The organism is Neobacillus terrae, assembly GCF_011393025.1.
GTDB lineage: Bacteria > Bacillota > Bacilli > Bacillales > Cytobacillaceae > Neobacillus_A > Neobacillus_A terrae.
Genome location: NZ_JAAOEO010000006.1, coordinates 22,179 through 35,957, shown reverse-complemented (window position 1 = coordinate 35,957; position 13,779 = coordinate 22,179). Strand labels below are relative to the sequence as shown.

Annotated in this window: 15 protein-coding genes and 1 riboswitch; of the genes, 10 read left to right on the top strand and 5 right to left on the bottom strand. The window is 37.7% G+C overall.

The window, feature by feature from the left end; all coding sequences use genetic code 11:
• Positions 1 to 148: 148 nt before the first annotated feature.
• Complete coding sequence (locus tag G8761_RS10350) at positions 149 to 1,831, bottom strand: GMC family oxidoreductase (protein ID WP_166026287.1); 1,683 nt, start codon at positions 1,829 to 1,831, stop codon at positions 149 to 151.
• 492 nt (positions 1,832 to 2,323) lie between these two features.
• A riboswitch (cyclic di-GMP riboswitch) is annotated at positions 2,324 to 2,408 on the top strand.
• A 68-nt stretch (positions 2,409 to 2,476) separates the two neighbouring features.
• Between G8761_RS10350 and G8761_RS10345 the strand changes: the two genes are divergently transcribed.
• Entirely contained in the window at positions 2,477 to 3,292 is an 816-nt protein-coding gene (locus G8761_RS10345) for an N-acyl homoserine lactonase family protein (protein WP_166026285.1), read from the top strand.
• Positions 3,293 to 3,391: 99 nt separating this feature from the next.
• On the opposite strand, the gene G8761_RS10340 is transcribed toward G8761_RS10345, so the two are convergent.
• The gene (locus G8761_RS10340) at positions 3,392 to 5,257 is read right to left on the bottom strand and encodes a YhgE/Pip domain-containing protein (RefSeq protein ID WP_166026283.1); all 1,866 of its coding nucleotides are present in this window, start codon (positions 5,255 to 5,257) and stop codon (positions 3,392 to 3,394) included.
• A 157-nt stretch (positions 5,258 to 5,414) separates the two neighbouring features.
• On the opposite strand from G8761_RS10340, the gene G8761_RS27640 reads away from it, so the two are divergent.
• From G8761_RS27640 to G8761_RS10295, 9 genes are all read left to right on the top strand, one after another.
• The gene (locus G8761_RS27640; RefSeq protein ID WP_166026281.1) at positions 5,415 to 5,711 is read left to right on the top strand and encodes a family 43 glycosylhydrolase; all 297 of its coding nucleotides are present in this window, start codon (positions 5,415 to 5,417) and stop codon (positions 5,709 to 5,711) included.
• Positions 5,623 to 6,048 carry a family 43 glycosylhydrolase gene (locus G8761_RS10330; protein WP_243449974.1) on the top strand — a complete coding sequence of 142 codons (426 nt, stop codon included), beginning with the start codon at positions 5,623 to 5,625 and terminating at the stop codon, positions 6,046 to 6,048. Before G8761_RS27640 ends, G8761_RS10330 begins: the two co-directional genes overlap by 89 nt.
• A 279-nt stretch (positions 6,049 to 6,327) precedes the next feature.
• Positions 6,328 to 6,642, top strand: a complete 315-nt coding sequence (locus G8761_RS10325; RefSeq protein ID WP_166026278.1) for a hypothetical protein — start codon at positions 6,328 to 6,330, stop codon at positions 6,640 to 6,642.
• Positions 6,593 to 7,222: a beta-xylosidase family glycoside hydrolase gene (locus G8761_RS10320; protein ID WP_166026276.1), complete on the top strand. Its 630-nt coding sequence runs from the start codon at positions 6,593 to 6,595 to the stop codon at positions 7,220 to 7,222. Before G8761_RS10325 ends, G8761_RS10320 begins: the two co-directional genes overlap by 50 nt.
• 199 nt (positions 7,223 to 7,421) lie before the next feature.
• A complete protein-coding gene (locus G8761_RS10315; RefSeq protein ID WP_166026274.1) occupies positions 7,422 to 8,351 on the top strand; it encodes an aldo/keto reductase in 930 nt (309 codons plus the stop codon).
• 704 nt (positions 8,352 to 9,055) lie between these two features.
• A complete protein-coding gene (locus G8761_RS10310) occupies positions 9,056 to 9,940 on the top strand; it encodes an alpha/beta fold hydrolase (protein ID WP_166026272.1) in 885 nt (294 codons plus the stop codon).
• Between the two features lie 479 nt (positions 9,941 to 10,419).
• A complete protein-coding gene (locus G8761_RS10305) occupies positions 10,420 to 10,575 on the top strand; it encodes an NUDIX domain-containing protein (protein WP_207789182.1) in 156 nt (51 codons plus the stop codon).
• 293 nt (positions 10,576 to 10,868) lie between these two features.
• Positions 10,869 to 11,000: a YjcZ family sporulation protein gene (locus G8761_RS10300; protein WP_166026269.1), complete on the top strand. Its 132-nt coding sequence runs from the start codon at positions 10,869 to 10,871 to the stop codon at positions 10,998 to 11,000.
• 40 nt (positions 11,001 to 11,040) lie between these two features.
• On the top strand, positions 11,041 to 11,136 hold the full coding sequence (locus tag G8761_RS10295; protein WP_166026267.1) for a YjcZ family sporulation protein: 96 nt from the start codon (positions 11,041 to 11,043) through the stop codon (positions 11,134 to 11,136).
• A 1,253-nt stretch (positions 11,137 to 12,389) separates the two neighbouring features.
• Here the strand turns inward: G8761_RS10295 and G8761_RS10290 are convergent.
• The 3 genes from G8761_RS10290 to G8761_RS10280 all read right to left on the bottom strand — a co-directional run bounded on the left by G8761_RS10290 (position 12,390) and on the right by G8761_RS10280 (position 13,764).
• The gene (locus G8761_RS10290) at positions 12,390 to 12,599 is read right to left on the bottom strand and encodes a hypothetical protein (RefSeq protein ID WP_053600615.1); all 210 of its coding nucleotides are present in this window, start codon (positions 12,597 to 12,599) and stop codon (positions 12,390 to 12,392) included.
• A 142-nt stretch (positions 12,600 to 12,741) separates the two neighbouring features.
• Positions 12,742 to 12,924 (bottom strand): hypothetical protein, encoded by a 183-nt coding sequence (locus G8761_RS10285; protein ID WP_043932599.1) that lies wholly within the window; start codon positions 12,922 to 12,924, stop codon positions 12,742 to 12,744.
• A 423-nt stretch (positions 12,925 to 13,347) separates the two neighbouring features.
• Positions 13,348 to 13,764 carry a DUF1284 domain-containing protein gene (locus G8761_RS10280; RefSeq protein ID WP_166026265.1) on the bottom strand — a complete coding sequence of 139 codons (417 nt, stop codon included), beginning with the start codon at positions 13,762 to 13,764 and terminating at the stop codon, positions 13,348 to 13,350.
• Positions 13,765 to 13,779: the final 15 nt, after the last annotated feature.

Sequence of the window (13,779 nt, the reverse complement as noted above, 5' to 3'; positions counted from 1 at the left end):
CCAAAGATTGTTGAGTACAGGACATTAAGAATTTCTTATAAGATAAAAAACGTTGGTCAATTTCTAAACAACGGCCTTTTTCATATTTAATAACAGATAGATTTCTTGTTATATATCTTAGTCTTAAATTAAACCCGATTTCATCTACTCATTCTTGGTCCTGAATAAATTTAACGGCATTTAAACCAATCATTTGGGAAGGCATTGAAGTGTTGCCATCTGGTAAAATGGGGGAGATTGAAAGATCGGCGACTTTTAAGTTCTTGGTGCCAAAGACATTCAGATATCCATCTACAACGCCTTCATTAATACTCCTCGCCATCTTGCATTGACCTCCAAAGTGGAAAATATTGCGATAAGAAGCTCTTACGAAACTTTCTAATTTTTTTCGCTGTTCTTCCTTATTACTTATCTCAAAGATTTTTTCAGGTGGGTAAACGACTTTGTAAATGCCTTCAGGGTCGAGTTCACGTGCTTTCTTTATAATGTGGAAGGTCTCAATATACTGATCAACCATGAAATCCAGGTCATCAGGATCTCCAAGTGGATTAAGGTCGATGGAAGGATAGGCCTCAGGATCGCTGTGTGCGGCCAATATAGTACCCCTGCTTTTTGGGTTTAGGTCAAAAAGGCCAATGCTCATGATATTGCTCTGCTTTTTAGGATCAAACCCCCAATTATTAGCCAGTACATCTTGAGTAGGGAGAAACGTTGGCGTTGGAGAGCCATATATTTGAAGGCGGCGGCCTCCGCTTCTGCCGTCTCCTTTAAAAGCCCCCAGTGGAAATGGATTGTCTGGGTCTGCAGACATGAGATCTAAAATCCGCTTGGTTTTAACTGCTACTCCCATTCCAATCGTAAAATGAGCTTGAAAGTTGTGCCCCACATTTGGGCTGTTTATAAGTGTTTCAATACCTGCTTTCGCTAAATCTGCCGGATTTCCAATTCCAGAACGTTGCAAAATAACGGAGGAAAAATTACCGGCACTAACAATAATCCCCTTTCTGGCGTATGCTCTATTTGATTTACCGTCTCTGACAAATTCAACGGCCACGGCAACTTGAATTCTTCCATTTTGTTCAAATAGAATTTTATTCACTGTTGTTTTAGCCAAAATAACTAATTTTCTGTTGCCAACGCCAACTTCATCTGGATGGAACTCATTTCCTTGCGTCACAATTTTTTTATTTAAATATCCTGTGGCAGTAGATGAGCGGACGAAGTGTCCATTCACTTCCTTATTTAAAAATTGTGATTTGAAAAATGTACAATCCCTTATTCCAGTATTGTAATCCTCAACAATAGGAATATTTAATACATCTGATGCTGCTTTTGCTAACGTAACGGTAAGCCCATCCTTGGGAATGGTTTGCTGCCTTACAAAAATGGGGCCATTTTTTCCGCGTTCTTCAGGTTCTTGTGTCTTACCCGTATAAGTTTCATTTTTTATGAATAAAGAACTTACATTATTATAACTCCATTGAGATCCAACTGAGTTTGCCCACTCATCATAAAGTTCACTGCTTCCCCGTACTGCATACATGGCATTATGCTCTGAACTTCCCCCGATCGTTCTGCCGCTTGAGATTCTAAGCTGCTGGTTCCCAATACTTGGCTCAGCATTTGTAAGCATATTAAAGGAATGCCTATTATCAGAAGCCAAAATCCCTGATACTGCACCAGAAGGACTGCTTAGCTCTTTAACCATATTTGTTCCTGGTTCAAGGACAAGTACAGATGTACTTGTGTCATCCGATAATTTTTTTGCAATTACTCCACCAGCAGTTCCAGCCCCGATTACAATATAATCAAAGGTATTTTTTGCGGACATTTCATCATTCCTCTCCAAAGCCAATATAGGCGGTATAAGAGCCTTAGTTTATATGTATGGCGTATTCACCTATGTGTGAGTGTCCATGTAACCTTAGTCTTTGACTATGGTGGCCGATTTACTTTTTAAGGAACAAGGGTAATTAATAAATATTGTTTTATTTCTATTAAGAAATAGTATGTATATGTAAATCGGTTGTGTATCAACGGGACAGTATTATGCAATTTTTCCTCTAATGTTTCCCTGTCATAAAGCCCAATTAGGAAATTTGGTGATTAGAGTGGCTCAAAATACAGTTAGCAAAAACAAGTAAAAAGGAGAGAAAACAAATCAGGTAAGATTGTGAAAAAATCTACTTGCAACAGCGGGGGCGTTAGCTGAGGAACGATAAATATAAGAAAAACACTTATTTATCTGTAAAAAGGATTAACTGCAATTCAGAAGAATTATAAATTAAAATGCAGCAATTATTTGGAAAAAGAAAATTTGATATTTAGATAAAGGCAAATTCATTGAAAAATGAAGACGCAATACTATAGGGACTTACGTCGCCTGATTAAGCCAACTAGTTACCGAAGAAATCTTTAAACACCGCCTACTATATTATATTGGTAATAAAATTAGTGTTTCCAGGGAGGGAATAGAATGAAAGTCCATATATGGCATACTGGTAGGGTTTATATTGATAAGGCATTAGCTTTTCGAGAGAAAGGACTACACCCTATACCGTATTCAGGTTGGTTAAGGGGAGAAAGTAAAAAGATGTGGGTTCCCGTTTCCACTTACCTTATTGAGCATCCTAAAGGACTTATTTTGGTTGATACAGGATGGAATGAAGAAATCAGAACTAACCAAAAAAAACATTTAGGACGTTTAGCATACTCTATGTTCAGAGGAGAACTCCCTGCGGGTGAATCAATAGTTGATAAATTAATTCATTTCGGAGTAAAAAGTAGCGAAATTGATTTTGTTTTATTAACGCATCTCCATTCAGACCACGTTAGTGGATTAAGTCATGTCAAAGATGCAAAAAAAATTTTTACAAGTGAACTAGAGTGGAAAGCTGCAAACAAAAAAGTTGGTTACATAAAGTCAATGTGGGAAGGTATTCCGATTAACACATTTAGTTTGGAAGACATACCATATGGTCCTTTTAATAAGGGGCTTGATTTTTTTGGAGATGGTACTTTATTTTTAGTTCATACTCCTGGGCATAGCGAAGGGATGTTTTCTTTGCTCGTTAAATTGAATGATGGTTGGTTGTTGTTAGCTAGTGACGTAGGATATGCAAAAAAATCATGGGAACAAATGATGTTGCCTGGTATCACATCTAATAAAATTCACGCAAAAAAATCCTTAGAATGGATACAAAACTTTTCACAAAGGAAGGATTGTATACAGGTTATAGCGAATCACGATTCAGAGATAACTCCTATTACGATTGAATCATCAGAAATATAGTTTAGAAAAAGGTAGAGCCTTACTCTCATTTTGGTGCATTTATTAAAAAAACCACCTCAAAATGGCATCCTTTAATCATTTCTCGAGGTGGTTTAGTTTTCAAATTTTTAATCTTCTTTTATGAATGCTTAGGGCCAAAAGTGTGAGCAAAATTGAAACAACTAAAAATGCCAGAAGCCTTAAAACATCCTGGTAGAGTATTTGATCATTACCAGTGGAAATCACCGTCCTAAATCCTTGTACGGTGTAAGTCATTGGCAATACATAGTTAAGCCGCTGAAGGGCAGTAGGTAATAGTTCAACAGGAAAGGTGCCTGCGCTCGATGTTAATTGAAGAACGAGCATGATGATACAAATAAATCTTCCTGCATTATCACCAGCTGTGACCAGGAATTGAATGAGCGCCATAAACACTAAACTTGTAAAAAAAGAAAAGAGATACAAATGTCCGAGGTGCAGCGGTTTCAGTCCAACCAATTGAACCAATAAGAAATTGGTAATCAGGCTATGTCCAATTGAGATGACAAATAAAACCGCAAATTTCGAAACAAACCAGCTGAGACCAGAAGGGGGCGGGGCGATTGTATCCCGAAAAGGAAATACAGTTGATAGGAGTAACGCACCTGCAAATAAGCTGATCGATATGAAATAAGGAGCAAGCCCTGTTCCATAGTTCGGCACATCATGAAGGAGTTCTTCTTTTAATCGGACAGGATTGGCCATCATTTTAGAGAGAGGCTGACCTGATTGCATGGCCTCGATATTCTTTGCGCCACTGTTTAATTGATCTCCCAGCTGTTTGCTTCCCTTCAGTAATTTCTTCTGACTGTTTGATATTGTCCCTAATGACGACACAGAACGATTCCATCCCGAAGCTAATGAGGCTGTTCCATCGGCAATTGTCTTTTGTGAGGAAGCAATTTTGGATGCCCCAGAGGATAGATCATTCATTTTGGAGTTGATCGTCTGTGCTCCATCCCTTAACGTACTTATATTTTGATTTGACATACTGCCAAATGAAGTTTCTAATTGCTGAATTCCGCCATTTACATTCTGGCTGGATCCTAATATCTGTTGAAACGCTGCATCATTGTTTAATTCCGGATGTGCTGCTGCATAGCTTTGGAGAACTGTACTCAGGGTACCTGCATTTTGCCTCAGCTGAGTAGTGTTCTTTTGTACATCACCCGGCGCGTTTTCAAGGGAATTGATGCCTTTACTTACGTCATTCATACTTGACTGAAGTACATTCGCACCGTCTGCGAGAGAAGCAGCCGCATGACTAAGTTTATTTGCACCATTGGAAAGCTGCTGTATCGAACCGCTTTTATTGCCCATTTCGTTTTTTAGCTTAAGCGTTCCAGCATTGACCTCAGCCAGTCCATTGCTTATTTGATCAGAAGCATTGGCAGCCTTCTGTAATCCTTGGCCAATTGTATACACTTCCTCAAGCATCGCCCGCGCATAATTCTCGCTAATCGTTTCTGAGAGCCGCTCGCGAATTTTATCCACTCCAGCTTCTCCAATCCGGGAAGCAATATAATTAGTCCCTACATTTGAGCGATAATAGAGATTTAAGGGGCTTGGATGACCCTGCGTTAAGGTAGTAGCCCGTTTTGAAAAATCGTTTGGAATCAGGATGCTGAAGTAATAACTGTTATTTCTTATTCCTTTGTTTGCTTGAGATTTTGATACAAATTTCCACTCAAAGCTTTTTTCCTTTTTTAGTTCATTCACTAAATCGTTCCCTAAGGAATAATCCTTCCCGTTATACTGAACAGGTTTATCCTCGTTTACCACTGCCACCGGAAGGCGTTGCGTGTGCGCATAGGGATCCCAGAACGCCCATAAATATGTACCGCTATACAGAATCGGAATAAATAAAATGCCAATCAAAGGGATTAGCTTCTTCGGATCTTTCACCAGGCTTTTCCATTCCGAAACAATCCATGAAAAATCGAGCATAATTCACCACACTTAGATTATTTTTCCTTTTCTACCTAAGTAGTATGGCTTGTATTAATTTTTACATTCAGCCTGATACAAATTTAAAGTAAAAAGAGTTAATGGTTTTAATTAAATTTCATTGTTGATTTTTCGAAACTATATATAGGAGCAGAAGGTGAGAGACCCCAGCGTTAAGAGCAGGCCACGGGAGACCTCGCAGGCGCATAGCGTAGAAGAGGCTCCCGGTCCAGACCCATTTTCCGGAACGTGGAGGTTCAAAGGGAAAATTTCAGACTCCACGGACCGATGGGCCATTGACGGCACAGTCCTTGAACTCGAAGGAACAAAGTATTTCATTTGGTCCGGCTGGGAAGGAAACACTAATGTCAAACAAAACCTTTATATTGCAAGAATGTCTAATCCCTTTGACAATCAATTCAGAAAGGAAAATGATATCCACTCCTGTATATGATTGGGAGACGAACACCGACCCGCAAGTGAACGAAGGGCCTGAAGTCCTTGTAAAGGGTGATACTATTAATCTGGTTTATTCAGCAAGCGGGAGCTGGACTGATTCCTATAGTTTAGGGCTGATCACTGCTTGTGTTTCAGGCAATTTAATGGATCCATCATCCTGGACGAAGAAGGATACACCTGTATTCCAAAGTGCCAATGGTGTATACGGCCCGGGACATTGCAGCTTTGTAAAATCTCCTGATGGCAGTGAAGACTGGATTATTTATCATAAGGCATTCGGGTGCTGGGTGGAGCAGGAATGTCCGTGCACAGCAATTCACCTGGAACGCTGATAACACACCGAACTTCGGGACTCCAGCCAATCCAAATAGTCCACTCACACTTCCATCCGGGGAACAATCCTGCGTAAGATATGAGGCAGAAAATGCAGTGCTGGCAAATGGTCCAAGAGCGGTTGATGAATCAAGTGCCTCCGGCGGTAAAAAAGTGGATTTAAGGATAATCTTGATAGTTATATAGAGTTTACTGTCAATGCAGAAAAAGAAGGCTACTATGTTCTGGCAGCCCGTACGGGAACTGGGGTAGGAGAGTGGGCACTGGATTCCCTCCAGGTGAATGGGGGCAGTGGATCCAATTTTTATACCATCAATTCCGGTTGGAACAATTGGGGCATTTCTACAGCGAATGTTTATTTGAAGGCAGGAGAAAATAAATTCCGGTTTATTAAAAAAGTAGGTTATGTGGAGTATGACAGTCTTGATGTATTTCCTGGAACTAAACCGGTGCCATTTATAACTGACAGCGGACATGCCGGTGACAATAAAGTGGGACCGATGATGGATAATTTCAATGATCCAATTCTTGGGAAAGAGTGGATTGTTGGACCAGGTGCGGGACAGGAGAAAGGACTTTTGGTCACTAACTAAAAACAAAGGGTTTTTAACCATTGACACCCAGGATTCTGATCTCTTTCAAGGTCGCAATCAACCATTAAACTTTTTTCTGCGTCAGGCGCCAAAAGGAGATTATGAGTTTTCAACCAAATTAAATTTCAGTCCTGCACAAGGATTCGAACAGGAAGGTCTGGTAGCGTGGGATGGATCGGACAACTACATGAAGCTGTCTTTTGTCTTTACGGACAGGAAATGTTCGAGACTGCGATGGAAACTGATGGACGTTACTTCTCAGCTCAATCTCCAAACGAAATCGGGGATGATGTGTGTCTTAAAAATGAGAAAGCATGGTACGGCATATACTTTCTTTGTAAGTAGAGACGGAGAAAAATGGATCCCTGTTGGAATCCCATTTGACGCGTCTTATGGAAATGAACAAATTGGTTTGTTTGCCATCTCGCCTGTAAGCGGAAGACTATCCCAGCCCAATTTGATTTCTTTCATATTCAAAAGAACCTTGAATAGCAGCCCTGTAATGGGGGGAAAAGATGCTGCTTCCGGAGGCATCTTTTTTTCTTTAGCATACTGCTTGCAGCAAAATGCAGGTTGCTAAACCCTTGAAATCTTTGTTAGGCGGCCATATCATTATTTGAGTATTAGCCTAGCCTGTCCGATTACGAAATTCTGAACAGCTTCAACATCTACTACGGTAATTTCTTTAGCGGATTTAAAAAAAAGATAAGCGTTTTCTTTCCTATTTCTTAGCCATACTTGTTATCATAGCATTAGAAACCAAAAGGAGCTGAAGTGAAATGACGAATCAAACCAGAATTGGCAAAACTGATTTATACGTAAATCCAATTGGTCTAGGTACCAATGCAGTTGGCGGGCATAATCTTTTCCCTAATCTCGACGAAGAAGCCGGACGTGAACTCGTGCGAACAGGGCTTAGCAATGGAATCAATTTTTTAGATACGGCTTTTATTTACGGGCCGAAGCGCTCAGAAGAAATCGTCGGTGAAGTTTTAAAAGAAAGCGGAAATCGCTCGAAGATCGTCATTGCAACGAAAGCTGCCCATAAAATCGTGGATGGAGAGGTCCAGCTCGATAACACACCGGCATTTTTAAAAGAATCGGTTGATGAGGCTTTACAACGTCTGCAAACGGATTACATAGATTTATTTTATATCCATTTTCCTGATAAGGATACACCGAAGGATGAAGCAGTTGGAGCATTAAAGCAGCTTAAGGATGAGGGTAAAATCCGGGCAATCGGTGTTTCTAATTTTTCCATCGAACAATTGAAGGAAGCCAACAAAGACGGATATGTGGATGTGTATCAAGGGGAGTATAACTTACTTAGCCGTGATGCGGAGAAGGAATTGTTCCCATATGTTACAGAGCATCAGATTTCGTTTGTCCCTTTTTTCCCGCTGGCTTCTGGTTTATTGACCGGAAAGTATGATAAAAATACCAACCTGTCTGAAAAGCGCGGCAAGTTTTTCCAAAAGGAATTGTTTGAACAGACCTTAGAAAAAGTGGAACAAATTCGAAAAATCGCTAATCATAAGGGGGCCGAAGTTGCCCATATCGTTCTTGCGTGGTACCTGACTCACGATGCCATTGATGTTATCATTCCAGGAGCAAAGCATGCTGACCAGGTGTTAAATAATTTAAAAACTCTTCAAGTGCATTTAACGAATGAGGAAGTTAAAGAAATCAGCCGGATTTTTCAATCATAATAAAAAACCGTTGAAGCGGTCCATAGATATACCCCGAAAATCGAACACGATAAAAAAAGTGCTCCTTATTCTATCGAGTTCAGTTTTCGAGTACAAAATATTAAATAACACACTAATTAGCAGTCCAATTCGTATGTGAATCGGACTGCCTTTTTTTGTTGATATTATGGTGTTTTAAGTCGCATTTAGAGTGAAAAAGCACTGTAATTTACCATTTTTAGAAGAGTGACAGAAATTTGTGTTACTCAGCGAATTCATATGTAAAGACTGTTGCCAATTGCTTTACTAGTTTTCATATGATAATGGCTTGGTGGATTTTTTTTGTGTTTTATTTACCGTAGATAAAAAATTCTCTTAGGTGAATTGTAGTATTGTTATAAAATTACAATTAAAGGACGGGAGTTAATATGGATAGCCTGGAAACCGTAAGAAAATTCTCTGATGAAACAGTAAAAATGAATGGGAACGGCTAGATAGACACAAAGTGGAGTTTTAACTAGGTAAACGCTACATAAACCGTTATGTTAAAAGAAATGACAGAGTGTTGGACCTCGGCGGAGGACCTGGAAAGTATTGTCTTTATCTTGCTCAGCAGGGGTGTGTGGTTTTGTTTAACTAAAGGGGTTAGTTGAAGAAGGAATTGAAGAAAAGAAAACAGAATTTAAATAAGATGGTTATAATAATTCCTTGTGAGTGATGGTTAGATGAGTTTTAAAAATGGTGAATATAATGTTGAGTTAAATGGAATTAAGCATTGGGTTAAAATTGATGGAAGTGAGCATAAAACGAGACCACTAATAATTATTCACGGTGGTCCTGGAGGAAACCATTATACGTTTGAAAGAACAATTGGACCGTTACTTACCGACAAAAGAACGATTGTCTATTATGAGCAGCGTGGATGCGGTAGATCTCAAAAGCCTCATTCGGATAGTGACTATACAGTAGATATTTTGATTAAGGATTTCTTTCAGCTTAAGAAATGGTTAAGTACCGAAAAAGTGGATCTATTAGGTTATTCCTTTGGAGGGGAACTAGCACTTGAGTTTGCATATGCTTTTCCTGAAGAGATTAATGACCTAGTACTTTCTGGCCCTAGTCTGATGCACTCAGAAATTCAAATAATGATACAGATAACTGGATTTATGTCAGTAGTTAATAAGGATCTTTATAAGCAATTCCTTCTGTTAACAAAGAATATCTTTTCAATAGATGATCTTTATAAAAAGATTTGGGAAATGGTTGATACTGAAACTGTAGATCTTCTATTGTTTAATAATCAAGAAATTGCAAAAAAGAACAGACAATTTTGGGAAGAAAGTAAGCTGGTTAATACAGGATTAATGATAAAAGCACTATACGAAAATCCAGGTAAGATTCCCATAGAGTTGCGCCTTAAAGAAATAAGACAAAGAACTTTAATCATAACAGGTGTCTTTGACCGAAATACGGGAGTTTCGATTTCTAATATTATACATAGAGAGCTTTCAAATAGCAGTTTGAGATTGTTCGATAAAAGTGCCCATTTTCCTGATTTAGAAGAGACTTATTTGTTCGCAGGAACCGCAGTGGAATTTCTGGAGTCTTAACTTGTAGTTTAATAATTCTGGTGGGTTGCACCCGGCAACCCTTTTATATTATTCGACTAAGGGGCAGATAAATTTTAGAAGATATTAATATATAGAAAAAACACTCTAAGTTTTTTTGCTGATGATGTTTTAAGGGAGTGAGGGAGACTTTCTTTTAAAGAAGTTAGGCAAAAAAAAGACAATGGGAGAACCAGTGCTGAATAAATTAGCATTTTATAAACTAAATAACTCCTTGTATTTTTAGCTTGTCTGTGAAAAATTTGTAAAACTAGTTTCTTCAACAAACGTGGCAAGTTAGTTTAATAACAAAATTCAAATAAAGGTATTTTTTTGCTTTTACTAGAAGTAATTCTTTAGCTAATGAAAAGGGGCTTCTGATTTGATTTGTCTAAAGAATAATGGATTCCATTTTTCGATTTTATCAGTGCAAAAGAGACAAGCATAAATAAATATCAACCCTTAGCTGGTTCTTTTCATTTTTGAAATGCGAAGGAAAGTACCTCCTTTGCTATAATACCTGTCGTAGACAATGGGAACTACCATCTGATGGAAGAGAAAGTTACGAAACACCGAAGGAATGTGTCATTAGAGAACTTTATGAGGAAACAGGACAGGAATGGGTAGTTAAAAAATAAAAATTTTAATTATGCATCCATAGTGGTGGCTGCGAAAGAAACTTAAATTGAAGACAGGTTTTTTAATGGATAATCACCATTTATCCAAGCACTTTTTATTCTTAGGACATATGTATACTATCCGTAACCAGACATATAATTTCCTACCTTAGTAAACGTTCGCGATCGCTGCGGACGTTTTTTCTGTTTTTAGGGAAAATGTTGATTTTTTCCTTATTAATGATGTTTGTCTATCCCACACTTGTCTGCACTTCATATAAATATTGTGAGTTGAATAGAAGGTGGTGACTAATATGGGATTTTACGGTGGCGGATGCGGCGGCTATGGATATGGTGGCGGCTACGGAGGAAGTACTTTTGTTTTAATCGTAGTATTATTCATTCTATTAATTATTGTAGGTGCAACAATGTGGTCCGGTTATTAAAACAATTTATGCACTTTAATAAGAATGGAGGTGTTAAAATATGAGCGGTGGTGGTGGCGGCTACGGAGCTGGTTTTGCTTTAATCGTAGTATTGTTCATTCTATTGGTGATTATTGGAGCTTCTTTTGTATATTAATAAAAAGATTCATGGTCTATTGCATTTAGCGATAGACCTTTACTTTGCACAAAGAACATAATTACACTTAAAACTAACCGGGGCTTGAATTGAGGAAGATTTAGATCCTCTTTTATTGTAGTCTAATTCAAGTAAACCAGCTAATGGTTCTTTGAAAGATGCAAAGGTACGTAGGTTAATCTTAAAACCTTGTATCGGTAAAATTGATAAAGGCCAATACATTGGGAAGGAAGTATATATTGTTGACTTCCCTATAAAAAGTATTACCAGCTATAACAATATATTATTCTTTGCAACATAAAAAACCAGGAGATTATCGGAGAAGGATATACAGATTAACAAAATTCGTGCATTAGTTCAAAAGGATGAATGCCTTTTTACTAAGTTCAAGGGGAGTTTTGTTGATTAAGAAGGGTGGAAATATGAAGGGAAATCCTACTAAAATAAAGCATATAAACAAATAGAAAAGGAAGGAGTTTAAGAAGAGAAATGATAAATGAAATTTCCCTTAGTCGCAATTGACCGCTTAGGAAAAGATGGGATTTTATTTTCAATGTCTGGTTATGATGACGGAATGTAGGAAGTACAAGTAAAATATCAAAAGAGGTTGTTGGAGTAATGAATGACTTTGGAGATGAGGAAAATGCTATTCACAAACGGGCAGTGAAATACACTTGTTCTTATTCAACTGGGTGCTTAAGTTGAATAAGATACCGCTATAAAAAGAGCTCGTATATGAGTTGTTTTTTGGATGAATTATCAACATTATTGCGTACCAAGGGATAAAAAAAGCCGCTTTAAGAAGCGACTTTTATTTTTATTTCTGCGAATCTTTTGTAACAGGGTCTATTGGCTGTGGCGGTGAAATACGTTCTAAAGCATCCGCAATCCTTCCTAATTGCTTAATCATTTCTTCGGATTGTTGATCGTTCATATCGTTTCACTTCCTCCCCAAGTCATTTAGACTTAAAGTAAATATAACATAAACCTATTTTAAAGGCTCTGTATAATTGATGTTTTCTTCCTTCTTTAACTAAGGGTCATTTATTTTAAAAAGGAATTTATATTTTATATATAGAATTAGTTATACTAACGGAGCTGGTTAATTTATAGATGCCCAAGGGATTTATTGGCTCTGTGGGTTATGACGGTTCATAATTTCTAAATCTCATAAAAAATTTATGCCCATCTTGGCTTACTGTATAACTTAAAGATCCCGATGGTGATTCACCCAAAATAAAAAAAGCATCCGATTATTCAGATGCATACTTAATTATTCCATGTAAATAAACGGAGTATTCTCTCTGTACATATTCTCTTAATTTAATTCTTTTTTCTGTTTCTAATACTCTAATCAATTCTTGAATCTTTTTTTGATTTTCTTTTGTAGTAGGAATCTCTAATGAAAACATATTACCTCGACTGCTATTTAGTAATTTTTTTAATAACTCAACTTTATTCATTGGATAATCCCCTTTATCTCTTATATTCGACATAAAGGCGACTTTTTCCTTGGAAAATCTTATAATTGTTTCTAGTATTACCTACTTTCCACTAAAAAAATCTGATTACAGGTACTATGCCATGAATGGGGTAGCTTTTTTATTAGCTTTTTTTATAACTACCTTCCACCAATCTAATCATATCACGCCCTGATATTTTTTCTGTTTCATGATAACCTTCTTCATCACGCAAACTCAAGTACCAGCTGCTATCGTTATCTTCATTTAACCTATATAACTTATTGGTAAAAACATTTGTATAAAAATCTCCATTTCTTAGCCTCATACTATCCCCCCTCTCTAATGTATATAAACCATATTATGCCCAAGATACTGACCTGGAGCCATTAGACATATACAGTCCAAAAATCCTGGATACACATGGAAAAGAAGTGAAGATCAGGCGGTAGGGATAGAGCCGGGATTGTTGTGTAAAGTAAGAAGTGCGAGCAACGGAATTTTTCCTTATTCAGCTAACGAGGGCTCCAGTTAAAGAATAAACTTCTATTGTTAAGACGACCTTTGTATATTTAAAATCTGTTCATTTTAAATACCAAAATTGTTTGATCAAAAAAGGTGTTATATGTTATTCAACCCATTTTCAAGGTAGCAAATTTTTTTTGTTGGCTAAGTTGCGCCCCGTAAGTGTAGGACTTGGATACTGTTTATAAATTCACCTCTAAATAAAACTTTTAAAAAGGGGGATGGCTTATTTAACTTCCCTTAGGCCCTTGCCTTCATGAATTTCTTGAATACCTTCCTCACAAACACCATATGAACGCCAAGAACAAGTTTCACACACAATTTGAATATCGGAGGGGACAACAAACTTTCGGATGCATGACTCAATGTCCTCCCAATATAGAATTTGTCCAGTTTTAAGCCCCATTTTTTCCAAAATAGCGGCATCTCTTTCATAAATATTGTCGTCTTGGCAATGGTATTTTCCTGAGTTGGGGTATTTTTCACACAGCTGATCAGGTCCCTTCACAAGCTGAATTAACGTCTTAGGTTTATCTCTCAAGGTTTGATGCAAACGTGTCATATTTCCCACATATTCTTCTGAATAGCCCATTCCCCTATAGCCCAGAAGGCAAAAAAGATGATGACCTCGCAGTTTATACATAATGCTCCCCCTAGA